Raw genomic sequence first — 23770 nt, forward strand, 5'->3', positions numbered from 1 at the left:
TTGTTTTGCTGGAAGCTTCCTTCCAAGCATATATACAAGCAAAAATCGTGCCTGAATGAAAAGAATTGGCATGAATATTGCTCTATAGATTTTCGCCAAGTGATTTAAGAATTATTTCTTAGTTTTATGAAAGGCTGCAGACTGTACCATAGAACTTTGAAATGAAATTTAAATCAGCAATTATTAAGAATCGTGTAGTACCTATACGCATTTTTGAAGGAGGATATTTAATTATGATGAATTACATTTGGGTGGCATTTGTTGTCATCGCAGTTATTGCCGGCGGCGTAACTGGTAACATTGAGGCAGTTCTGAACAATGTCTTCGACTTTGCACAGACTGCTGTTGATATCGCACTAGATTTAATTGGTATCATGACTTTCTTCTGCGGTTTGATGAAAGTAATGGAAAGAGCAGGTCTTTGCGAAAAGCTTGGTAAAGCAATCGCACCAGTTATGCGCCTTCTGTTCCCGGAAGTTCCGGCAGAGCACCCTGCTAACTCGGCAATGGCTCTGTACTTCGCTGCTAATATCTTAGGTATCGGTAACGCTGCTACTCCGTTTGGTCTGAAAGCGATGGCTGAACTGCAGACATTAAACCCTACTAGGGGCATTGCTACTAATGCACAGTGCATGCTGATGGCAATTTCTACAACCTCTATTACTCTGATTCCGGTAACCGCTATGGGTCTTCGTTCTGCAGTACAGACACAGGGCGCTGCTGAAATTATCGCACCGGTTATCATTGCAACCGCTATCTCCACTATCGTGGGTGTTACTTGCACTATCTTATTCCAGAAGATGAAGAGATGGAAGTGGGAAAACGTAATCGAAAAGGAAATGGCAGCAGGCACTCTGGAAATCAACGAAGAGTACATCGGCGACAATCCGATTGTTCTGCCGGAAAATTATGTTTCCGTTAGCTCTAAAGACGGCGGAAGAGTTTCATTCTAAGGAGGTAAGAACATGACAGCAGTATTAGAAGCGATATCCATTTGGGCGATTCCAGTTGTTGTTGCACTGGTAGCCTTTTACGCAATTTGTAAAAAAGTTCCTGTATATTCTGTATTCACAGAAGGCGCAAAAGAAGGCTTTTCAACAGCCATTATGATTATTCCTTACCTGGTAGCAATGCTTTGTGCTATCGGTATGTTCAGAGCATCCGGTGCAATGGATTTCATTTGCGACCTGCTTGCTCCTGTAACTAACGTAATCGGTTTACCGTCTGAAGTTCTGCCGATGGCAATCATGAGATCTTTCTCCGGCGGCGGTGCAGAAGGTATGATGGCAGACCTGTTAGCGCAGTACGGTACTCAGTCCCAGATTGGTAGAATTGCCTCTGTTGCACTGGGTTCTACTGAAACCACTTTCTATGTAGTAGCTGTATACTTCGGTTCTGTAGGAATCAGCAACACCAGACACTCTATCGCAGCTGGTCTTTTAGGTGACCTGGCATCCCTGATTGCAGCAACTCTGATTGTTAACATCATGTGGTTTTAATAGAGGGTGAAATACAAATGCGTTACCCAAAAAAATTAAAAAAAGGTGATACAGTAGGTCTGATTTGCAGCAGTTCCGCAATTGGAACTGATAGAGTTGCAGAGTGTAAAAAGGCAGTAGAAGACCTTGGATTTCAGGTAAAACTGGCAGATAACTTAGACCAGGATTATGGCGGATATATGGCAGGAAGCGGCAAGACTCGTGGCGAATGGGTCAATAAGATGTTCGCAGATCCCGAAGTGAACGGCATTTTCTGTATTCGCGGAGGCGATGGCGGAAGCCGTGCTATGGAGTACATAGATTTTGATTTGGTAAAAGCGAATCCAAAAGTTTTCGTAGGCTACAGCGATGTGACCAGTTTACACCTTGCGCTGAATCAGCAGTGTGACTTGGTTACGTTCCATGGACCTATGGTATCTTCCAATATGGTAGATAGTTTCGATGAAGAAACAAAAGCGTCATTTTTTGCAGCGCTGGAGGCAGAAGATACATTTGAATTCTGCAATCCAAAGGGCTGTGAAATAGACGTCATGAAAACAGGTAAGGCATCCGGCAGATTGATTGGAGGGAATCTCTCCCTCCTTTCTGCCGCCATTGGAACGCCTTATGAACCGGACACGAAGGGTAAGATTTTATTCATCGAAGAGGTTTGTGAGCCTGTAACAAAGATTGAGAAATGGACGTACCATTTAAAGAATGCCGGAAAGCTGGCAGACTGCGCGGGGATTATTCTGGGACAGTTTACGAAAATTGTCAATGAAGAATGCCCAGCCTATGATGTCTATAAGTGTTTGGAAGAAATCTTTGAGGACCTTGATATTCCTGTAATGTACAATGTAGAGTCAGGACATGGAAAGCCGATGATGACACTTCCGATGGGTGCACTTTGCACCATGGACGCAGAAAAGAAGAGTATAGTTTTTAAGGTAGAAAGATAGCAGAATTGAGAGGCAAGATAATGGTGAGAGAAATAAAAGAGCATACATTATACATTGATGGATGCAGCACTGTAGAGCTTGCGCAGAAGTATGACACACCATTGTATGTCTACTCTGAGCGCGATATTGTAAACAGATTTAGCGAACTGCGCAGAGATTTCGTGGAGAAATATCCAGGAACAAGAGTTGCCTATGCGGCAAAGGCTTTTTTCCCTCTGGCAATGGCTAAACTGGTAAAAGACGAAAATATGTGTGTAGACGTGGTATCCGGCGGTGAGCTGTATACCGCAATAAAAGCAGGTTTTCCTGCTGAACGCATTGAATTTAATGGAAATAATAAGCTGCGCAGCGAGCTTGAACTTGCTGTCGAGTATGGAATTGGAAGAATTATTGTAGACGGACTTTCTGAACTTGCAATGATTGAAGAAATCTGTAAGGAGAAGGATAAGACAATCAAAATACTCTTCCGAGTAACTCCTGGCGTGAAAAGCAGCAGTCATGACTATATTGTCACCGGAAAGAAGGATTCCAAATTCGGAATTCCTCTCGATGACGATGTGATTATGCCGCAGATAAAAGCCGCAATCGATTCTCCATATGTAGAGTTTTATGGACTGCATTTCCATGTGGGTTCTCAGCTTTTAGATAATGATTCCCATCTGCAGGCGCTGGAAATCATCTTAGAACTGGCTGGAAAAATTAAAGACACTTATGGAGAAACAGTAAAGGAACTCAATCTGGGCGGTGGATTTGGCGTGACTTATGTAGATGAGAAACGACCGCCGTACAGCTATTTCCTTGACCCAATGATGGAAAGAATTGATAAGTGGTTTACAGAAAAAGATCTGCCTAAACCGCTGGTAGTCATCGAACCGGGCAGAAGCATTGTTGCTGAAGCCGGCGTTAGTCTTTATACCATCGGAAGCATTAAGGATATTAGAGACATCAGAAAGTATGTTTCTGTTGACGGCGGTATGACTGACAATATCAGACCGGCGCTTTATCAGGCGGAATATACCGGCGTTATCGCAAACAAGGCAGACGCTGAAAAAACTGAAACTGTAACGGTTTGCGGAAAATGCTGTGAATCCGGCGATATTCTGATTCATGACTTAAAGGTTCCGACTCCGGAAACAGGAGACATCTTTGCCATTTATTCCACAGGCGCATATGGATACTCTATGGCAAGCAATTATAATAAGAACCCGATTCCTGCAGTGGTATTCGTCCGTGACGGACAGTCCCGCGTTGTAGTGAAACGTCAGTCTTATGATGATATGCTGATGAACGAACAGCTTTAATGTAAATGTAAAACACAGGGCAACCGTAACGAAACAATCCTTTCTTTGCGGTTGCCTTTCCTATTTTTGTTATTTAGGAGATTGAACTTCTTTGAAGAAATGATAGAAAACTTTCAATGTGGTAAAGCAGCAGTTTTTCTTGCAACTCTAAGGAAACATATGCTATACTGCAATTAAGGAGAAACGTATGGGTAATTTTAAACGTGACACGGCAAGTATGTATGATATTCCGCAGCGTTTTGCGGATACGACTTTTACGATATGTCCATTTTGTAAAGAAAAAAATCCGAAGTGGCTGACTCGTGATGAGTGGAAACTTTTGGACAGAGAATACTATTTTAAGTGTCCGGCTTGCGGCAGCGTGATGAAGGCTGCACAGTCAGATGTGACAGGCTTGTCCTTTACTACGGCAACTATGGCAGGGCAGTTTAAGAAGTTTAAAGGAAAGGAAAACCGAACGGTTTATATCAAGGTTGAGACGGTTGGAATTTCTGTAAGAAGTGATGAAAACCGCAGACTTGAAGGCGCAGAGCTTTCTCTCGCGGAGCTTAAAGGTTTAGCAATGAAAGAGGAGGCAGCAGAATGAAATTTACGAAAATGCAGGGCGCAGGCAACGACTTTATCGTCATTGATAACAGAACTTTGAATTTGCCTGTGGAAACCCTTTGTGATATAGCAAGAACTCTTTGCCCGCGGGCAATGGCGGTGGGAGCAGATGGTCTGATGGCGGTTGTAGAGCCCAAAGCAGGGGGCGACTTCGGCATGATTTTTATCAATGCTGACGGCTCTATCGGCGAAATGTGCGGAAACGGAGCAAGATGCATCTGCAAATACGGCTATGAAAAGGGTATCGCAGGAGAGTCCATGACTGTGGAAACCACAGCGGGACCAGTTTATGGCAAGAGGCTTTCTGCTATGGATTATCAGATTCGCTTAAACGATGTGACAAAGCTGTCTCTTGATGTGAATTTGAATGCCCTCGGTAATGTTTGGAATACTGCCTATGTGGAGCTTGGAAATCCGGGACTCCCTCATCTGGTGGTGGAGTATCCGGGTCTTGCAAAGACGGAACCTGCGACGATTTGGGAACTTGGAAAAGCGCTGCGGGAGCATCCGGATTTGTCCAAGGGTGCTAATGTGAATTTTTATGAAATCACAGAGAATGGAACGATTTTTGAACGTACCTTTGAACGGGGCGTAGAGGACTTTACTTATGCCTGCGGAACGGGAACAGGCTCTGTGGTGACCGTTTTATCGGAGAAGGGACTGGTTTCCGGCGACCACACGGCGGTAGAGATGGCTGGAGGCACTCTTTATGTAGATGTAATCAGAGAGGGAGGCAAGGTAAAAGACCTTTACTTAAGCGGTCCGGCGGTTATTGTTTATGAGGGAGAAAGGGCGGAACTATGAGCAATAGGGAAACGCAAGAGTATATCAAACAGTTAAAGAAGAAAAATCGCTGGAAGTCAGCAAAGGAGTACTCTAATAAGGAAGTTGCAGAGTATGTAGAGCGCCGCAAACATGATTACCGTTCCAGAGAGGAAATCGAGGACGTTGAGCGCTGGGAAAAGGTCAAAGGGAAGCTGATTTTGATGCTGTTTGCTGCGGGAGTACTTCTATTAATTGCGTTTTCTTTAAAAGAGATTATGTAGCTGTTGGCGGAATCAGACCTAAAGGAGGTATAGGGGATGAAGTATTCAAAGAGATGGAAAATCGGGAGGACGATACTTGCATTCTTTGCGCTTATTATGGTGGCGGAGATTCTATATGGCATTGCGGCTGGTTTTGGGGAATTTATCAATTTTTGTAAAGAATTTATTGGCGTGTAAGCGGGAGGAATTATGCGGGAATACATACAAAATGCATTTAGGAAGATGGACAAGGATGCTTTTTTCAAGGCTTCTGTCAGAAAGGGTACAGAAGAATATCTGGCGCAGAAAGCACGCGAGAGTGCTATGACAGAAGAGGAACGCAGGCAGGAAGCTGAGCGCGAAATGAAACGTCACCGCAAGGGAAAATGCATGGTGGCAGTTTATCTTATTCTGGTTTTTGCAGCGGGCATTTCGCTGGTTGTGTTAGGTGCGCGGGGAATTATATAAGAATATTTTTCTCTGACGACTGATTTTGACAAATTTTACACGCCTTTTTCGCTATACTTGATAAGTACCGGCGAAGGAGGCGTTTTTTATTGGTCGTTTATGGGGAATATCTTTTTTTAGAGAACTTTATAACAGGTGGGATTATACTGTATTTTACTGCAAAGGCGGCAGGGGAGCCATTTAGAATTCTGCGGGGAATTTTGTGCAGTCTGTGCTGCGGGGCGTACGCCTTTACTATGTTTATAACAGTATCGCCCCTGCTTGGATTTCTTGGGAAAATGGGATTTGTGCTGCTGATTTCACTGCTTGCTTTTGGGAAAAAGTCTATGAAAAGGGTGCTGCTTTTGGGGGCGCTTTTTTTCACAGTGACAATCCTTTACGGCGGTGTAGCTATTGCCTTTCTTAGTATGTTTTCCTGGGAAGGGGCGGTTTCCGCAGGAGGCGTATATATGCCGGCTGCAACCTATATGACGATAACGGCGGCAGCATCCTTTGGGGCGCTTTTCATTAGGCTGGTACTAAGTCTTGTAAAGGAGCGAAGAAGGCAGATGAGGACGGAAGTTACGGTAATTTTGCAGCTGGGAGAGGTTAGCTGGGAATTGACGGGATTTATTGATTCGGGGAATTTTCTTTCTGAGCCGTTTACAGGAAAGCCGGTAGCTGTGGTGCGCAGAGAGGTCATGGAAAAACTGCTGCAGACCATGGAAATGCCGCAAGCGAGGTATACCGCCGTGCCGTACCACACCGTAGGAACAGAAAAAGGAGTGCTGGACGGCTATAGAATTGATGCCTTGACAGTTCTTTCGCAGACTGTAAAAAAACCGGTTCTGGCAGTTTGCGAGGGAAAAGAATTTTTATCAGGGGGAAAAGGAAACGGACAGATACTATTGCCGGAAAGTATGCTGGAAAGGGGTATTTATGCAGATTTTAAGGACGATCAGGGAGTTTTTGCAGAGAGTGTTTCGAACTTCGGGACGCGGGTGTTTTTACATAGGGGGAAGCGATGTGCTGCCACCGCCTCTTGCCAGAGACGAGGAACAGAAAATGCTGCAGGAGTATGCCAAGGGGAGCCAGGAGGCGAGGGCGGTACTTATCGAGCGGAATCTGCGTCTGGTGGTGTATATCGCCAAGAAATTTGAAAATGCGGGGATAAATGTCGAAGATTTAATTTCGATTGGGACGATAGGATTAATCAAAGCCGTCAATACTTTTAAAATAGATAAGAACATAAAGCTAGCCACCTATGCGTCTCGCTGCATTGAAAATGAAATTCTTATGTATTTGCGCAGGGATGTGAAACGAAAGAGCGAGGTATCTCTTGACGAACCTCTCAATGTGGATTGGGATGGCAATGAGCTGCTGCTTTCTGATATTCTGGGAACGGAAAATGATATCGTCAGCACCAGACTGGAAGAAGAAGTAAACAGGAATCTTTTGTATCATGCGATGACAAAGTTAAATGAGCGGGAGAAGCAGATTATGGATATGCGCTTCGGTCTGAAAAATGGTAAAGAGATGACCCAAAAGGAAGTAGCTGATGCCATGGGAATTTCTCAAAGTTATATTTCCAGACTGGAAAAGAAAATTATTGAGCGGCTGCAGAAAGAGGTGCAGAAACTGGGATAAATTGCTGGGCATTTTTTACACCTGCCAGTGCAAGCTATGAATAGGAAATACATACTTTAATTGATGAAACAGCTGCGTTTTTGCATTTTCGGCAAATCAGTATTAGCGGCAGAAATGTGTGCGGCAGGGATTTTTTCAATTGAAGTGGAAATCTTGATAGAACAGGCTGGTGGAATCATGGCGAATAAGGTTGAAATATGCGGTGTCAATACGGCAAAGCTTCCGGTGTACAAGGACGCCGAAATGCAGGAAATGCTTCGTGCAATCAAAGCGGGAGATGAACAGGTCAGAGAAAAATTTATTACGGGAAATTTAAGGCTGGTTCTAAGCGTTATTCAGCGCTTTAACAACCGCGGTGAAAACCCCGATGATTTGTTTCAGGTAGGTTGTATCGGGCTGATTAAAGCGCTGGATAATTTTGATTTGAGTCACGGTGTGAAGTTCTCCACATATGCTGTACCGATGATTATCGGCGAAGTACGCAGATATTTGCGCGACAACAACAGCATCAGGGTTTCCCGTTCTTTGCGGGATATTGCCTACAAGGCGCTGCAGGCGAAGGAGCGGCTTTCTAATGAGCTTTCCAGAGAGCCATCTATTACAGAGATTGCTGAGGATATTGAGGTGGAACGGGAAGATGTAGTGCTGGCTCTGGATTCCATTCAGGAACCGGTCTCTCTCTTTGAGCCGGTATTCCACGATGATGGGGACGCAATTTTTGTAATGGATCAGGTGCAGGATACGAAGAATACCGATGAACGCTGGATTGAAAACATTTCCTTGTCGGAAGCTATGAATAAACTCTCTCAGAGAGAGCGGCACATTTTACAAATGCGTTTTTTTGAAGGAAAGACTCAGATGGAGGTAGCAGAGGAAATCTCCATCAGTCAGGCACAGGTATCCCGCCTTGAAAAGAATGCATTGAAGTATATGAGAAAGTATGTTTAAAGTTAAGATTATATTTATACTTTTAGATGTTTATCGGCAAGCAGCAGCATATGCTGAGTAAATCGAACTAAAATCGTTCTGCACCATTTTTCTTGAAAATACCCTGAAAGGTGCATTTTTCAAGAGAAAAAATCGACATCCGCACCATATATGACGAAATGAGGTCTCATGGTGCGGATTTTTTTATTTAAGCATTGAAACAAGTGAAATTTCTGGAATTAAATGGAATATTATGGAATATGTATGTTGGTTTATGGATATAAATCCCTAAAATGGGGTGAAAATTTAAGAATTTATTCTGCGATATAGTTTCTGGCGCACCATTGTCTTTCATGGAGCGTCATATGGTGCAGCATAGAGACTGCAGAAATGCAAAAACGCACCATTGACTTATATTTATCCTAAAATGGTGCGGATTTGGATAATACATAGAAAAATCATGGCGAAAACAATTTATTTCTTTATTATAACAAAAAACTATAATATAATGAAATAGAAATAACTCCAATCATATAAAGAATGCTGCTTTGTACGAAAGTATAGATGTGATAGTAGCAATGACATTTTAACAAAGAAAGAGGACTTCGGTTATGGAAAAATTATATTACATTATTATATTTTTGCCGATACTGGCTGCTATCTGGTTTATAATAGTGCCTCTTGGCGTGCCGAGGCGAGGCAAGAGCGAGTTTGAGAGTCGAATCATCAGACAGATGTATTGCGGAACGGTGCAGCTGCGCGTGTTCTTATGGACTTCTGCAGCGTGTTGCCTCATTGGATTCAGCTGGATTTTGACCGCCTGGCCCGGCTGGTGGACAGTAATACCGATAGGTCTGATTTGCGCAGGGATAGAGACTCTTTTGTTCTGGTGCGGCATGATACGGATTTATCTAACATCTACGCAGCTGGGCATGAAATGGAGGCTGGTTGCCGCCTTTACCGGATTAATTCCGGTGGTAAATCTGCTGGTTTTGTTGAAACTAATTAACCTTGTACAGCGAGAGGTGGAAACAGAAACAGAGAAAGCTGAGCTGAACCGAGTGAGGGCAGAGAGCGAAGTTTGTCATACAAAATATCCGCTGCTTTTGGTGCATGGCGTGTTTTTCAGGGACTTTAAATATCTGAACTACTGGGGCAGGATTCCGAGAGAACTGCAAAGAAATGGTGCGAAAATTTTTTATGGAAAACAGCAGTCGGCGGATTCAGTAGCGGACTGCGGAGAAGAGATTGCGGCAAGAATTGAAGAAATCTGCCAGAAGACTGGAGCAGAAAAGGTTAATATCATAGGACATTCAAAAGGCGGTTTGGACAGCAGATATGCGCTTGCGATGTGCGGAGCGGCGCCGCGAATTGCATCATTGACTACTATCAATACGCCGCATTGCGGCTGTAAATTCGCAGAGTGGCTGTTTTATCATGTGCCGGAAAAGGTTAGGGGAAAAATTGCAAAGACCTATAACCAGACAGTCAAATATCTGGGCGATCCGAACCCGGATTTTCTAGCGGCTGTTATTGACTTGACAGAAAGTGGCTGCAAGGCTCTTAATGAGAAGATGCGTGAACCGGAGCAAGCGGCAGTGCAGGAGTATGGAATTTACTGCCAAAGTGTGGCATCGAAAATGAACAGAGCCGGATACGGAAAGTTTCCATTGAACTTGACCTACCGCTTTGTGAAACTTTTTGATGGAGCCAATGACGGACTGGTATCGGTTGAATCCATGAAATGGGGAAGCCGGTGCATTGAAATTCAGGCGGAGGGCAAACGCGGCGTATCCCATGGCGATGTGATTGATTTGAACAGAGAAAATATTCCCGGCTTTGATGTGCGAGAATTTTATGTGGAATTAGTGAAGGATTTGAAGGCGAAAGGATTGTAAGAACGAATTGCCCATTCTGACTGGGCGTAATGGGACTGCAGTAACGAATAATTGACAAATCATCGACAATCGGAGGTTCTTTCTTCTTGTTTTTTCTGAGGGTATGGCGTATACTGATAAGGAAAACTACGAGTATCTTAAGGAGAAAACTATGCTAAAAGATAAAACCGTTCTCTTAGGTGTCAGCGGCGGCATCGCAGCGTATAAGTGCGCAGCGCTTGCCAGCAGTTTGGTAAAGGCAGGGGCAGAGGTGCATGTGATTATGACTGCACATGCGTGCAATTTCATCAATCCTATCACCTTTGAGACGCTGACAGGAAATAAATGCGTTGTGGATACATTCGATAGAAATTTTCAGCACAATGTAGAACATGTGGCACTGGCAAAGAAGGCTGACGTGTTTCTGGTGGCGCCGGCAACTGCTAACGTGATGGCGAAGTTAGCGCACGGTCTTGCAGACGATATGCTGACTACCACTTTTTTGGCGTCAACCTGCCCGAAGATTGTAGCACCGGCGATGAATACGGCGATGTACGAGAATGCAATCACACAGGACAATATAAAGATTTTGCAGCATTATGGCATTGAAGTGATTACACCTGCCACTGGTTACCTGGCCTGCGGTGATACGGGCAGCGGAAAAATGCCAGAGCCTGAGGTGCTGTTTCAGTATGTTGAGAAGGCTGTTGCAAGAGAAAAGGACATGGTCGGAAAGAAAGTACTGGTAACGGCAGGGGCTACCAGAGAGTCCATGGATCCAGTTCGGTTTATCACCAATCATTCCAGCGGAAAGATGGGCTTTGCTATTGCAAAGGAATGTATGCTCAGAGGTGCAGAGGTGACTTTGGTAAAGGCAGCGACTACAGCGGTGCTGCCTATGTTTATAGATACAGTTTCTGTAGAAAGCGCAGCAGATATGTTTGAAGCGGTGATTTCGCGAAGTGCAGAGATGGATATCATCATTAAAGCTGCTGCGGTCAGTGACTATACCCCGCTCAATGTCAGTGATCAGAAGGTAAAGAAAAAGGATGGCGATTTGTCTATTCCGATGAAAAGGACGCAGGACATTTTGAAGTACCTTGGTGAACATAAGAAGGATGGACAGTTTCTCTGCGGTTTTTCTATGGAAACAGAGAATATGCTGGAAAATTCTAAGGCAAAGCTGCTTCGCAAGAATGCAGATATGATTGTGGCAAACAACCTGAAGGATGACGGTGCAGGATTTGGCACTGATACCAATCTGGTGACACTGATTACAAAAGATGAAGTGCGGCAGCTGGAACTGATGGGAAAAGACCAGGTAGCAAAGGCTGTGGTAGATACTATATTGGGACAATTGTAATGAGAAATGCGGCACACCCATGATTATTGCTATGGCGTGTGCTTTTTTATGCCTTGACTTTGGGCATTGTGGGATGCTATAATATAAAACGCAAATGAATTGCAAATTTGATTGGAAAGGGGAGCATATGACAGAAGTTTTACTAGATGCGCTGATGGATAGTTTGCGGTTGATACCGTTTCTTTTTTTGACTTATCTTGTCATGGGAATTTTGGAACGAGCAACTGGCAGCCACGCCAGAGGCATGATTCAGAGAGCCGGAAAGTTCGGACCTGTCTGGGGAAGCCTTCTGGGAGCATTTCCGCAATGCGGCTTTTCTACCGCAGCCTCGTATTTCTATATGAATAGAGTGCTGACTTTTGGCACGCTGATTGCAATCTATATGTCAACTTCGGACGAAATGCTTCCAATTTTGATTTCGCAAAAAGTGCCGGGAACTATTATTGTAAAGATCTTGCTGACCAAGGTTATCATTGCCATGATTAGCGGTTTTTTAGCAGAGATATTGTTTGGATTTATGGCGCGAAGAAATAAGGTTTCTTCTGAGTTCGAACTGCCTCCGGAGCCATGTCATTGCGGCACAGGCGTGCTGGCTGACGCAGTGCTGCATACTGTAAAAGTTTTCTTTTTTCTTTTCTTGATTTCTGTCGCAATTGGGGGCGCCATTGAGCTAGTCGGAGAGGGAAATCTATACAGGATTTTTTCCAATGTGCCTGTACTTGGGCAGGCGGTTTCCGCTCTTGTGGGGCTGATTCCAAACTGTGCGGCGTCAGTGGTGATTACACAGCTTTATCTGGATGGAATCATCGGTGCAGGTCCGATGTTCAGCGGACTTTTAGTCAGTGCAGGCATGGGACTTTTAGTGCTCTTTAAAGAAAATAGACATTTACGCGAAAATATGACTATTGCAGCGGTGCTTTACATCTTTAGTGTAGTCTGGGGTATCATAATTGAATTTTGGCTATAGGGAGGATAATGATGACTAGGCGAAGCGGATTAGAATATAAGACAGGGGGCAGAGCTGGGATTTTGTCCTATCTGAAAGAGTCGGGGCAAAGGCCCGTCAGTGTCAGTGAAATTCATGCCCATATGCAGTCGGAAAATCATCCGGTTAACGTAACGACTATTTATCGTTATCTGGAAAAATTAGAAGCTGACGGAAATTTAATCAAATATATGCCTCAGGCGAATGGCGAGAGTACAAAGGCGACCTATCAATATGTAGAACGGACTCACAAATGCGATGAGCATTTACATCTGAAGTGTGTGGCATGTGGTGTTGTTGAGCATCTGGACTGTCACTTTATGGAAGAGATTGCGAGCCATGTTGCAAAGGATCACGGATTTCAGTTGCAATGTAAAAATTCTGTGATTTACGGCTTTTGTGCAGGATGCCGCAGAGAAAAAGCGGTCATAGAAAAGTAAATAGGACTAAAGTTTGATTGACTTCTACAGATTAGATATGATAAATTCTGATTGTGGACAAACGATCCATATAGTATTATGTTATAGGTTGGAATATAGCCTGTGCACATTGCACAGGCTATATTCTTTGTTTTTGCAGGCGTTCTTTTATAAAGCGGTGCGATAGGATGGGACTTCGCCTATATCTTCTTCCAGAATAAGCTGTTTGGATCTGGTAATCAGTTTTCTTTTTCCTTCAGGAGATAACTGATTATACAACTCCAGCAGATTGCGCTGCTGTTTGCTGCAACGGTCTGCGAAAATCACATCATTGACAAGTTTCTGTGAGTCCAGCTGTAAAATTGTATCTACACTGATATGATAAAAATCCGACAGATGAAGCAGAACATCTGCGGTAGGAAGCCTTTCACCGTTTTCCAGTAAGGCATAAGTACATCTTGACATGTCCAGAGCTTTTGCGAGTCCTGTCTGCGTATAGCCGAAAAGACGGCGTAAGTATCCGATATTTGCTGCGATTTGTGCTTGTGTTTTTGCATCCATAATGATTTGTTCTTCCTCCAGATAAAATGTTTTCATATAAATAGAGTCCTAACGGGCAGCAAAAAGTTTCAACTTTTTTACATTAAGTCATAATGACAGCAAATTTTCTTTGTGATTTAGGGAGATTGACCTTCATCATCGTCGAAGATACAGTTAAAACCAGTTGAATAAATGCGCGGCCGATGATATACTAAAAGAAGTAACGAAACTTAAGTGGAGGTAGAAGATGATTTATACGAAAGAAGTCGAGAATATGTGTATCGTTGGAAGAGATGCAAATCACGGACCAGCGCCTATTCCCGAAGAAGGCAGATGGGTGCAGGCAAAAGAAATTGCAGATATCTCAGGATTGACACATGGTGTCGGCTGGTGTGCGCCGCAACAGGGTGCATGCAAATTAACCCTCAACGTTAAGGACGGCATAATCCAAGAAGCTCTGATTGAGACGCTGGGATGTTCCGGCATGACTCATTCTGCAGCCATGGCAGGAGAAATTCTGGTCGGAAAAACAATCTTAGAGGCATTAAACACAGACCTTGTCTGTGACGCAATAAATACGGCGATGAGAGAACTGTTTTTGCAGATTGTATATGGAAGAAGTCAGTCTGCTTTTTCAGAAGGTGGACTTGCTGTCGGTGCAGGACTTGAAGACCTGGGTAAAGGCACCAGAAGCCAGGTTGGCACTATTTATTCCACTGCGGCAAAGGGTCCTAGATATCTGGAACTGGCAGAAGGATACATTTTAGAGGAAGGCCTTGATGAGGATAACAACATCATCGGCTATAAGTATGTAAACATCGGTCGTATGATGGACTTTATTAAAAGTGGTGTGGACCCAATGGAAGCAATCGAGAAAGCTAGCGGGGTTTACGGCAGATTTAACGAAGCTGTCAAGAAGATTGATCCACGCAAAGAATAGGAGGTGCCGGGATGGAATTATTTGAAAACTACGATAGAAGAATCGCCGGAATCGAAGCGGTGATGAAAGAATATGGAATCAAGGATTTGGAGGAAGCCCGTAAAATGTGTACTGATAAGGGTTTCGATCCTTACGAAATCGTAAAGGGTATTCAGCCGATTTGCTTTGAGGACGCTTGCTGGGCATATGTCCTTGGTGCAGCCATCGCAATGAAAAAGGGAGCTGTGACCGCGGCAGAAGCGGCAAAGGCAATCGGAGAAGGTCTGCAGGCATTTTGTATTCCTGGCTCTGTAGCGGACGACAGAAAGGTCGGAATTGGTCACGGTAATTTGGCGTCTATGCTGCTCAGTGAAGAAACAGAGTGCTTTGCATTCCTTGCAGGTCATGAATCCTTTGCAGCAGCAGAAGGCGCAATTGGTATTGCAAACTCTGCCAATAAAGTCAGAACAAAACCTCTGCGAGTAATTTTAAATGGTCTTGGCAAGGATGCGGCGCTGATTATTTCCAGAATCAACGGCTTTACCTATGTGCAGACAGACTTTGATTTCTTTACTGGGGAGCTGAAGGTTGTCAAAGAAACACCATACTCCAAGGGGGACAGAGCGAAAGTAAAATGCTACGGCGCTTTTGATGTAAGAGAAGGTGTGGCAATTATGCACCACGAAAACGTGGACGTGTCCATCACTGGAAACTCCACCAATCCAACCAGATTCCAGCACCCGGTTGCAGGCACTTACAAGAAGGAAAGAGTCCTTGAAGGAAAGAAGTATTTCTCTGTTGCTTCCGGCGGCGGTACAGGCAGAACTCTGCATCCGGACAACATGGCAGCAGGTCCTTCTTCTTACGGCATGACGGATACCATGGGAAGAATGCACTCTGATGCACAGTTTGCCGGTTCTTCTTCAGTACCAGCACATGTTGAAATGATGGGATTTTTAGGTATGGGAAATAACCCGATGGTTGGCGCCAGCGTGGCTGTAGCGGTAGCTGTACAGGAAGCCTTCAAATAAATATGTAAATTGATGACGCAGGAGTTTCTGAAAAAACTCCTGCGTTTTTAAAGTGAAAATCCTAAATTAGCCCTTTTTATCCCTAAAATAAGAGCAAAGGGGCGGATTCGTGGTTGAATTACTGTTGCAAATAAAAATTCGCCCTAAAAAAAGGGCGAACTAAATAAACATAATAGTATCAGTATCTACAATTAAAAAGAAAACTAAGATTGCCACAAAAGCGGTGCCGAGTCCGATAGGAATTGAAAATCCTTTGCGGCGTTCACGGAGCATTTTTTCCTGCACCTCTTCTTCCGTTAAAGGCGGCTTCTTTTTTCGTTTTCATACCATTTTCTTGCCGCTTTCTACGGACCGTTTCTTCATTATGCCATATCCTTCGGCGTTTTCATTACCTTCATAAGGCGTACCTCCTATTTTTAAAATGAATTAAAATTTAGCGGAGCTAGTGACTGAAGGCTTGTCAAACATATGTTACACCGTCATGCAAAAAATTAAATAAAGTATCTTTAGGAGAAAGCCACTTTAATGGACGCATAGGAAAGTTGTTGTACTTTCGGTTATGAACCTTTAGCTGAGCAGCAAAATCTGCAAGGGAGTAGAACGAGTGAGTTGCATAGAAGTATTCGTTATCTTTTCTATGTAATCGTTCTATCTTTCCATTATGTCTTGGTGTAAAAGGTTTAATCAACTTGTGCGCAATACCCAATTCTTTGAGCTTTTTCTCAAACCGGCTAAGGTCATTTGCTCTTTTGCTAACAAATCGCTTAGTGAACTCTGGACCATTGTCCGTCTGCACACATTCCACAACAAAAGGAAAAGCTTTCAGCATGTGTTCTAAGAATACCGTTGAGAGAGTTTTACCCAAAGTACGACAAGTCCGGCATGAGGGTTTCTACGGCGCATGTCTTTGATGAGCTTGAGTTCCTCAGGGGTATGCTGGTTAGGATGATGAGGTCTTCTAGAATGTTCTCTAAGTGACTGGATAGAGCCGTCAAAACGGCGACGCCAACGATAGATGTACTGGCGATTGACTTTGTATTTAATAGCAGCCTTGGTAACACCATATTTTTCGGCATAATTTAAAAGAGATAGACGAAATCTCATATCTTGTGTTATACTTGTCATGCGGGACCTCTTGTGTAATGGTTTGGTGTGGTAACTTAACTTTAACACAAAAATGAGATCTCGCAATTTTTTTTATTCAGTTGTAACACATCTATTGTAAACCTACAAGGAAAAACACCAGTGTATAAGAATATTGCTTGACTTTTTGTTTGAAAATCTATAAAATAGTTATAAATACATTAGGTATAAAGCGTTTGTCTGAGGGACGGCGGGTGGAATAGCCTTTATTTCATCCGCTTTTTTTCTCTAAGGCAGACCAGGATACCGCAAATTCAATTCAAAGAAAAGGAGAATCGTTCAATGACAAGTAACAAACGATGGTTGTATCTGTGTGTGGGTACATTGCTGTTAATTTTCTGTGGCCTTATCTATGGCTGGTCACTGTTTAGAACGCCTTTTAGCGAAGTTTATACAGATTGGTCACTGTCACAGCTTTCTATGACTTTTACTATCTCTATGGTCTTCTTCTGCGTGGGCGGATTTGTTGCTGGTAAACTGGCAGCCAGGTTCAAACCGCAGCTGATTATCCTGCTATCTGCAGTCTGTCTGCTGATTGGATTTTTTGGTGTATCTCGTCTGAATCCGGAAAACTCTTCTTCCAGCTTGATTATGCTGTATATTTTTTATGGATTTTTCGGTGGAAGCGGCGTAGGTCTTACCTATAATTGTGTAATCGGCACCATGAATAAGTGGTTCCCAGATAAGCCAGGTCTTTGCAGCGGTATTATGATGATGGGATTCGGTCTTGGTGCGCTGATTCTTGGAAGCGTTGCAACCAGCCTGATTGCTTCCAAAGGGATTTTTACCACTTTTATGATTTTGGGTATTATGATATTCGTAGTTTTGGGAGTTGGCTCTTTCTTTATTAAAGTGCCGGAGGCACCTGCAGGCGGTGGACAGGCAAAAGAACTTTATGGAGACCCTATTGGAAGTGTTATGAAAACTGCTTCTTTCTGGTGCTTCCTGCTTTGGTGTGTGCTGATTAGTGTGGGCGGTCTGATGGTCATCAACAGCGCCGCGTCTATCGCTGTGGCATTCGGTGCACCGGCTATCGTAGGTATGGTAGTATCTGTATTTAATGGCGCAGGTCGTGTGATTGTCGGCGGCATTTACGATAAAACCAACGGAAAAACTGCTATGATGGTGGATATTATCTTCATGTTTGTAGGGGGCATCGCACTGCTCCTGGGAGCAAAGACCGGTTCCATGATTCTGATTCTGGTAGGACTTTTAGCGATGGGTCTTTCGTACGGAGCGAACCCGACCATCTGTTCTACATTGATTCAGAAATATTACGGACCGAAGTACTTTGCTGTAAACTTTGGTGTTGGCATGTTCAACTTGGTTCCGGCAGCGATTATCGGACCAACCATCAGCAGCAGCTTGGTAGAAAAATCCGGCGGTGCTTATGACTCTTCATTTGTTGCTATTTTAATTTTCGCAGTGTTGGCACTGATAATGTGGGTAGTTGTCAGCAATATTATCAAGAAAGAAAACAGCAGAAGAGAAGAACCAAGACCGTTCTAATGGAGTGAAAAGATGAAAGTAAAGAGAACGTCTCTTGTCGATCAGATTTATGACCTGATTTTGCAAAAAATACAGAATCGGGAACTGGTGCCGGGAGACAGACTAAATATTGAGGAACTGGCGAAAACCTTTTCTGTCAGCAGAACCCCTGTAAGAGAGACTATTAATAGACTGATTCAGGAAGGTTTTGTAGAGCAGAAGCATAATGTAGGACCTAGTATTATCAAGCTTTCGGAGGAAGAAGAAGCGGGACTGATTGAAGCCAACTGCTATCTCTTTGATATCGTCATTGATACATATCAGGGTCTGGATACGCTAAAATACCTCGTTGAAGAACTGGAGGATATCATTGCGGAGCAGAAAGCTGCTTATGAAACCGATGACGAGCAAGGTTCTCACAAGGCATCTGATTGTTTTCATCAGACTATGATAGAATACTGTACCAACAGGACTATCAGAGAGTGTGCGGCAAAGACGCAGAATCAAATCAATATGTGCACTTTTGCTTATCAGGCTGTCAGCGAAAACCGCAAGCAGAGTATTAATGACCATACGGAGATTCTGATTGCTTTGAAAAAGGGCAACATTGCCAAGGCGAAAATTCTGATGAATGAACATAATAAATTTTCAGGAACAACCTATATGAAACGAAAGCTCGAACTGGAGCAATCGAAATAAATGAAATGCGGGAGCAATGCGTAAGCAGCAGTATTGCTCCTTTTTTCTTGCGATTTTTTTTCCCACCTGATAAAATGAAGTTAGAGTTGCAATAGAGAAGAAAAAAAGTGGTGATGATTAGGGAAGGGAGATGGCTATGGAGGACAGCACAATCGTAGAGCTTTACTTTGCACGAAGCGAAGAAGCTATTGCGGAGACGGACAAGAAATATGGAAAATATTGCAATTACATAGCTTACAATATCCTCAGAAGCAGCGAGGACGCGGAGGAATGTGTCAATGATGCCTACATGCGTGCATGGAATGCAATTCCACCTCAACGACCGGTACAGCTTTCCACCTATTTGGGGAAGATAACCAGAAATTTGGCGCTGAACCGGTATAAAGGGCGCAATGCCCAAAAGCGAGGGGAAGGACAGGTTGCGCTGGCTTTGTCAGAACTGGAGGAATGTGTCGGTGAACGTTCAGAGGTGGAAACGCTGGCGGATGAAATGGCAGTAGTCGAGGTTATCAATCAATTTCTGGCAAGGCAGTCCAGATTGAATCGGATAGTATTTGTAAAACGGTACTGGTATTTGTGTTCTGTTAAGGAAATTGCAGAGGAATTTTCGATGAATCCGAACCGAATTACATCCATGCTTTTTCGTATGCGAAAAGAACTGAAAAAATCTCTGGAAAGTGAGGGAATCGTGTTATGAAGAAAGAGGATATTTTATTTCATATCAATGAAATTGATGATGCATATATTAAGGAAGCAGCAGATTTTCAGTCAGCGCAGAGAAGGAGCATGCAGCGGAAGAAGTGGTTTCGTTATAGCAGTATAGCGGCGGCATGTTTTTTGATGTTCGTACTGGGCGCTGTGCAGCTACTGCCGTCTGGTGAGCAAATCGGAAATGGGTCTTCCGATAGAAATGGTCAGAATGTGGCAGCAGAAGAGAGCGATAAGCTGCCGACTTTGTCAGTTGAACGCTATGCGACGAAAGCGGAAGAGCCAAAGAAAAAGCTTGGAAACCCATCGACACAAGAGGATGGAAACCCATGGGAAGAAGATACTGAGGTTGAGTTTCTTCCGGTATATGAGAACATCGCTTATGCAGGAGAGGCAGATGAAAAAGCGATACCGGTCAGCGATGCCTTTCTGGACAAAAAACTGCGGGCAGCTGCAGCTGAAATGAATATGACGATAGATGAGATCAAGTATGAGAGAAAAGAGAAATCCGATGATACGAAGCCAGAAGACGGAACTTTGCAGAAAGCATTTAAGGCAACTGCGTATACAGACGATGGCAATATCACTGTGACATATAATAATTTTACGGAAATAAAATTTGCACAGCCAAAGTCACTTCTGCAGGATCATAAGACAGCAGATTCTGAAATGGACAGTGAAGAAGCGGAGCAGGTGACCGCGTATCTTTTGGAACAGTACGGGGGATTAATGGAATTCTCGAACCCGAGGGTCAGTGTTCGCATATTTTACGATGAGGAGAGAAAGCCGCATTGGATTTTATCCGGTTATGACGGGGGAGAAAATCTGCAGGAGCAGATTGTGGGATATAACCTGAAGCGTATGAGGTTTGAACTAAACGATGAGGGACAGCTAATCGGCATTATGATGATGGATAATCTGGCATCAGGCAAGAAGATTGAGGAGTACCCGATTATTACAGCTGAAGAGGCAAAACAACTTCTCAAGAAGGGAAAGTACGTGGCAGGCAATACGAAGCTGCCGTCTCTTGATAATATTGAGCGTTCATCTCTTGTATATCTGACGGGACCGCAGTGCAATATTTTCATGCCTTACTATGCTTTTGATGTGCGTATTGATGAAGATGATGACCTCATTTGCTACAGCACGTACTATGTGCCAGCTGTTCGAGAAGAATATTTGAGCAAAATGCCTGAGACACAGGAATAATTTTATATAATGGAAGCTGTGGAATAGCACAGAAATGGACACCTCGGCATAGGATAACCTGGGGTGTTTTTTATGGCAAAAAAGAAAGGCATTGATGTCAGTTATTGGAACGGCAGGCTGACGGAAGCTGATTATAACAGGATGAAAAAGGCGGGTGTCCGCTTTGTTATTGCAAGAGCAGGCGGCTATCGCGGAACGATGGAGGATAGCACCTTTTCTCATAACTATCAGATGGCGCGTGCAGCAAATCTGGGGTTTGGGGCATATTACTACTCGACCGCAGTAACGGTGTCTCAGGCTAGACGAGAGGCTCGCCACGCAGTGGCTTTGTGCAAAGGAAAGACCTTCGACTATCCAATCTGGATGGATGTAGAGGACGCTATGACCCTGGGCAGACTGTCAAAGCGAGCACTTACTAAAGTAGTGAAAGCTTTTGTCAAAGAGGTCCGCAAACAGGGTCGAAAGGCTGGGGTCTATGCTTCTTACTCTTGGCTGACTGAAAAAATAGGCAGTTTACAGGGAATTGATGTGTGGGTAGCACAGTATAATGATACGAATTCCTATAAAGGAAGGACCGCTATGTGGCAGTACAGTGATGTAGGGCGTTTTAAGAATGTGCCCGGCAAATTTGATTTAAACTGGTGCTACAAAAATTATGAAACTAGTAGTGGAAGCGGAGAGAAAAAGCATATCTATACCGGTACCATTACCTTGCCAAAGCGTGGCTACTTCATTCTGGGTGACCGTGGAAAAAAGGTCAGACAGCTGCAGCAATTTCTAAACTGGTATGGAAATTCTCTGGATGTTGACGGTATTTACGGACCTGCAACAAAAGATGCGGTAAAGCGCTTTCAGCGCCGTCAGCGTATCACTGCTGACGGATTGTTTGGTCAAAAGTCACTGGAAAAAGCGAAACGGGTAAAGAAGTGAGTTTTAACCGCATGCATTAGTGAAAAGAGGCACTCACTCTGGCTGAGTGCCTTTACATAGACTTGTGAAATGGAAGTGATTTAGTACTTTTGGGGTTTTTAATAAAATATTTATTATGGAAACGGGTTATGGATTGCTAGCTTAGATAATGGAAATTATTTTATATGCCAATGATATTTGGATTGTTGGAGGATATATGGGCGGGGCATGGACTATTCCAAAGATGGAATAGGCTGGCTTCTTTGTGAAAATATATCAGAAAAAGAGGGCTATATTGTTGAATATGCTAATGGATTATGGGTTGCATGTTCAACTTATGGTAGCGATGACGGATATTGCTATTCGGACAGAGTACATATTTGATGTAGTTTATCTGCTGATTCTTTACAGAATTGTGAAGGAAATAAAATAACCGCCTGAGCCTGACAAACTTAGCGGTTATTTCAATCGTTACAGGTTGACCGTTTTCAAGGGTTTCCTCTTGACACCAATATACCACGAATGAAGAGATTATGCAATAGTCAATTTATCTTGCGCATTCCGCAGAAAGGAGCTTTTAGCATAAAAAGGCATAAAATAGTACTTTTAACGGAAAATAAACACCGCTCAAATCGTTGAAATTAGTACGTTTTGAGCGGTGTTGTTTATGGTACTTCCAAGGGGAGTCGAACCCCTGATTCAGCCGTCTTGATAGAAATGTATATAAACGTTGAAAATTAAACGATTTATAAATACTTAAACGAGTTTTTAATATAAATTTAATACAAAAGTTATCAAGGGTTGAAGACTAGCTTGCTAATAGCTGCGGTTTTGTCATCGGTATCTATGTTGATGTAATATTCTCTCGTTACGTTAATATCAGCGTGCCCCATCAGAGCCGCAACGGTTTGAATTGGTACGCCGTTTTTAGCTAACGTAGTACCGAAAGTGTGGCGGTACACATGGAAAGAGCGGCAGGGAACGCCCAGCCGCTTATATAACCGGTTGCATGCAGTGCGTAAAGAGTGCTTATCGTATAAATTACCTGTCTGTGTAGTGAAGAGGTGATTTGTTCTATATCCGTTACGGAGCATTTCGACCTGCTGCCATGCTGCATGTTTTTCTACAGCCGTAAGAACTGCGTTCGAAAGGGGAATACTGCGAATTGAAGACTTTGTTTTTGTAGGGTTGATTTGGATTTTCTGCCCTGATTTTCTGCCGTCTATGAATTCGTCAGAAATAACAACCTGCTTATTAACACGTAGAACGCCGTTTTCTATATCATCGTAACGCAATGCGAGTAGCTCACCAATGCGGCACCCGGTATTTATAGCAAGCACAAAAAGAAGGTGTAGCCTGTGCCCCTCAGAGCCTGTTAGAATGGTTTTTACCTCTTCAGCTGTCCAAGTTTCCACATTGCCATCAGAAACGGCGTTGCCCTTCGTTTTTTCCACTTTAGGCAGTACAATATTTTTAGTGATATCCCTGCAGATGTTTTCATTTTCAAGATATCTGTAAAAGTGGGTTACAAGGTTATGTAATGACCGCACAGTGGAAGCGCCGCAGGTCAGGGCGTTATATGCTGCTTGCAGATCTATACTTTTGATATTAGAAAGAGCCAGCCCCGCAAGGCTGGATTCTCTCAGATTGTTATTATAAGCGTTTACATATCGTGTTTTTGTAGAATCAGAATAAGGGGAATCTTTTAGAAAAACCTCTGTGATGAAAGTATCCATCATCTGCCCAAAGTGAAGAGGCTTGTTCGTGATACCTTTGTTTAGATTGTCCATAAAGGCGGCAAATTTAGCTTCTGCTTCGCTTTTATTCTTGCCATAGAATAATTTATAGTCATCAACCCAAACGCCTTTAGAATTGATTTTTTTTCCTACCTTGCGCCGTATGCGGTAGTAGTCTTTACCGTTGATTGTGCAGTTGGTTTTGTTTGCCATGATACACCATTCCTTTTTTTAAATCCGCAAGGTTTGCGGATTTGTAGTTAAAAATCTTTGGTCATGTGTCAACCGTAATTGAAAAAGTCCAAAAATAAGTGCAATATTAGCACCAAAAAGCAAGGGTTACCGTGAGCAGTT

At 43.4% G+C, this 23770-nt stretch carries 27 protein-coding genes and 1 pseudogene; 24 read left to right on the plus strand and 4 right to left on the minus strand.

Going from position 1 to position 23770, the window contains the following annotated elements:
• Positions 1–233 precede the first annotated feature (233 nt).
• From D1155_RS06410 to D1155_RS06485, 16 genes and pseudogenes are all read left to right on the plus strand, one after another.
• The gene (locus D1155_RS06410) at positions 234–953 is read left to right on the plus strand and encodes a nucleoside recognition domain-containing protein (protein ID WP_160201560.1); all 720 of its coding nucleotides are present in this window, start codon (positions 234–236) and stop codon (positions 951–953) included.
• 12 nt (positions 954–965) lie between these two features.
• Positions 966–1499 carry a spore maturation protein gene (locus D1155_RS06415; RefSeq protein ID WP_160201561.1) on the plus strand — a complete coding sequence of 178 codons (534 nt, stop codon included), beginning with the start codon at positions 966–968 and terminating at the stop codon, positions 1497–1499.
• Positions 1500–1516: 17 nt separating this feature from the next.
• On the plus strand, positions 1517–2437 hold the full coding sequence (locus tag D1155_RS06420; protein ID WP_160201562.1) for an LD-carboxypeptidase: 921 nt from the start codon (positions 1517–1519) through the stop codon (positions 2435–2437).
• 20 nt (positions 2438–2457) lie between these two features.
• Positions 2458–3738, plus strand: coding sequence for a diaminopimelate decarboxylase (gene lysA / locus D1155_RS06425; RefSeq protein ID WP_160201563.1), 1281 nt, complete (start codon positions 2458–2460; stop codon positions 3736–3738).
• Between the two features lie 187 nt (positions 3739–3925).
• Positions 3926–4324, plus strand: a complete 399-nt coding sequence (locus D1155_RS06430; protein ID WP_160201564.1) for a hypothetical protein — start codon at positions 3926–3928, stop codon at positions 4322–4324.
• A complete protein-coding gene (gene dapF / locus D1155_RS06435; RefSeq protein ID WP_160201565.1) occupies positions 4321–5148 on the plus strand; it encodes a diaminopimelate epimerase in 828 nt (275 codons plus the stop codon). The genes D1155_RS06430 and dapF overlap by 4 nt, the downstream gene beginning before the upstream one ends.
• Entirely contained in the window at positions 5145–5390 is a 246-nt protein-coding gene (locus D1155_RS06440; RefSeq protein ID WP_160201566.1) for a hypothetical protein, read from the plus strand. Before dapF ends, D1155_RS06440 begins: the two co-directional genes overlap by 4 nt.
• 36 nt (positions 5391–5426) lie before the next feature.
• Positions 5427–5567 carry a hypothetical protein gene (locus D1155_RS06445; RefSeq protein WP_160201567.1) on the plus strand — a complete coding sequence of 47 codons (141 nt, stop codon included), beginning with the start codon at positions 5427–5429 and terminating at the stop codon, positions 5565–5567.
• Positions 5568–5579: 12 nt separating this feature from the next.
• The gene (locus D1155_RS06450) at positions 5580–5837 is read left to right on the plus strand and encodes a hypothetical protein (RefSeq protein ID WP_160201568.1); all 258 of its coding nucleotides are present in this window, start codon (positions 5580–5582) and stop codon (positions 5835–5837) included.
• Between the two features lie 89 nt (positions 5838–5926).
• A pseudogene (locus tag D1155_RS15790) lies at positions 5927–6673 on the plus strand (sigma-E processing peptidase SpoIIGA); the annotation flags it as partial.
• Positions 6674–6755: 82 nt separating this feature from the next.
• A complete protein-coding gene (gene sigE, locus D1155_RS06460) occupies positions 6756–7463 on the plus strand; it encodes an RNA polymerase sporulation sigma factor SigE (RefSeq protein WP_160201570.1) in 708 nt (235 codons plus the stop codon).
• Positions 7464–7637: 174 nt separating this feature from the next.
• The gene (gene sigG, locus D1155_RS06465; RefSeq protein WP_161880230.1) at positions 7638–8411 is read left to right on the plus strand and encodes an RNA polymerase sporulation sigma factor SigG; all 774 of its coding nucleotides are present in this window, start codon (positions 7638–7640) and stop codon (positions 8409–8411) included.
• A 590-nt stretch (positions 8412–9001) separates the two neighbouring features.
• Complete coding sequence (locus D1155_RS06470; RefSeq protein WP_160201571.1) at positions 9002–10288, plus strand: alpha/beta fold hydrolase; 1287 nt, start codon at positions 9002–9004, stop codon at positions 10286–10288.
• Between the two features lie 151 nt (positions 10289–10439).
• A complete protein-coding gene (coaBC, locus tag D1155_RS06475; RefSeq protein ID WP_160201572.1) occupies positions 10440–11630 on the plus strand; it encodes a bifunctional phosphopantothenoylcysteine decarboxylase/phosphopantothenate--cysteine ligase CoaBC in 1191 nt (396 codons plus the stop codon).
• Positions 11631–11757: 127 nt separating this feature from the next.
• Positions 11758–12597 carry a putative manganese transporter gene (locus D1155_RS06480; RefSeq protein WP_160201573.1) on the plus strand — a complete coding sequence of 280 codons (840 nt, stop codon included), beginning with the start codon at positions 11758–11760 and terminating at the stop codon, positions 12595–12597.
• Positions 12598–12605: 8 nt separating this feature from the next.
• Entirely contained in the window at positions 12606–13055 is a 450-nt protein-coding gene (locus D1155_RS06485; RefSeq protein WP_307726226.1) for a transcriptional repressor, read from the plus strand.
• 147 nt (positions 13056–13202) lie between these two features.
• On the opposite strand, the gene D1155_RS06490 is transcribed toward D1155_RS06485, so the two are convergent.
• A complete protein-coding gene (locus D1155_RS06490) occupies positions 13203–13631 on the minus strand; it encodes a helix-turn-helix transcriptional regulator (RefSeq protein ID WP_160201574.1) in 429 nt (142 codons plus the stop codon).
• Between the two features lie 190 nt (positions 13632–13821).
• Here D1155_RS06490 and D1155_RS06495 point away from each other — a divergent pair, with 190 nt between their 5' ends.
• The gene (locus tag D1155_RS06495) at positions 13822–14514 is read left to right on the plus strand and encodes a hypothetical protein (protein ID WP_160201575.1); all 693 of its coding nucleotides are present in this window, start codon (positions 13822–13824) and stop codon (positions 14512–14514) included.
• A gap of 11 nt (positions 14515–14525) precedes the next feature.
• On the plus strand, positions 14526–15524 hold the full coding sequence (locus D1155_RS06500) for a GGGtGRT protein (RefSeq protein WP_160201576.1): 999 nt from the start codon (positions 14526–14528) through the stop codon (positions 15522–15524).
• Between the two features lie 460 nt (positions 15525–15984).
• Here the strand turns inward: D1155_RS06500 and D1155_RS15795 are convergent, their stop codons facing one another.
• Positions 15985–16353, minus strand: coding sequence for an integrase core domain-containing protein (locus D1155_RS15795; RefSeq protein ID WP_243151031.1), 369 nt, complete (start codon positions 16351–16353; stop codon positions 15985–15987).
• Between the two features lie 5 nt (positions 16354–16358).
• Positions 16359–16649, minus strand: a complete 291-nt coding sequence (locus D1155_RS15800) for a helix-turn-helix domain-containing protein (RefSeq protein WP_243151032.1) — start codon at positions 16647–16649, stop codon at positions 16359–16361.
• A 300-nt stretch (positions 16650–16949) separates the two neighbouring features.
• Between D1155_RS15800 and D1155_RS06510 the strand changes: the two genes are divergently transcribed.
• The 6 genes from D1155_RS06510 to D1155_RS15955 all read left to right on the plus strand — a co-directional run bounded on the left by D1155_RS06510 (position 16950) and on the right by D1155_RS15955 (position 22113).
• Positions 16950–18176: an MFS transporter gene (locus D1155_RS06510; RefSeq protein WP_160201577.1), complete on the plus strand. Its 1227-nt coding sequence runs from the start codon at positions 16950–16952 to the stop codon at positions 18174–18176.
• Between the two features lie 12 nt (positions 18177–18188).
• Positions 18189–18854 (plus strand): GntR family transcriptional regulator, encoded by a 666-nt coding sequence (locus D1155_RS06515; protein ID WP_160201578.1) that lies wholly within the window; start codon positions 18189–18191, stop codon positions 18852–18854.
• Between the two features lie 136 nt (positions 18855–18990).
• Positions 18991–19551 carry a sigma-70 family RNA polymerase sigma factor gene (locus D1155_RS06520; protein ID WP_160201579.1) on the plus strand — a complete coding sequence of 187 codons (561 nt, stop codon included), beginning with the start codon at positions 18991–18993 and terminating at the stop codon, positions 19549–19551.
• On the plus strand, positions 19548–20771 hold the full coding sequence (locus tag D1155_RS06525; protein WP_160201580.1) for a hypothetical protein: 1224 nt from the start codon (positions 19548–19550) through the stop codon (positions 20769–20771). Before D1155_RS06520 ends, D1155_RS06525 begins: the two co-directional genes overlap by 4 nt.
• Before the next feature lie 72 nt (positions 20772–20843).
• The gene (locus D1155_RS06530) at positions 20844–21701 is read left to right on the plus strand and encodes a GH25 family lysozyme (protein WP_160201581.1); all 858 of its coding nucleotides are present in this window, start codon (positions 20844–20846) and stop codon (positions 21699–21701) included.
• Between the two features lie 277 nt (positions 21702–21978).
• The gene (locus D1155_RS15955; RefSeq protein ID WP_279261549.1) at positions 21979–22113 is read left to right on the plus strand and encodes a hypothetical protein; all 135 of its coding nucleotides are present in this window, start codon (positions 21979–21981) and stop codon (positions 22111–22113) included.
• 361 nt (positions 22114–22474) lie between these two features.
• On the opposite strand, the gene D1155_RS06535 is transcribed toward D1155_RS15955, so the two are convergent.
• Positions 22475–23629: a site-specific integrase gene (locus D1155_RS06535; protein WP_160201582.1), complete on the minus strand. Its 1155-nt coding sequence runs from the start codon at positions 23627–23629 to the stop codon at positions 22475–22477.
• Positions 23630–23770 lie beyond the last annotated feature (141 nt).

Origin of the sequence: Anaerotruncus sp. 80, assembly GCF_009936115.1 — a bacterium.
Classification (GTDB): domain Bacteria; phylum Bacillota; class Clostridia; order Peptostreptococcales; family Anaerovoracaceae; genus Senimuribacter; species Senimuribacter intestinalis.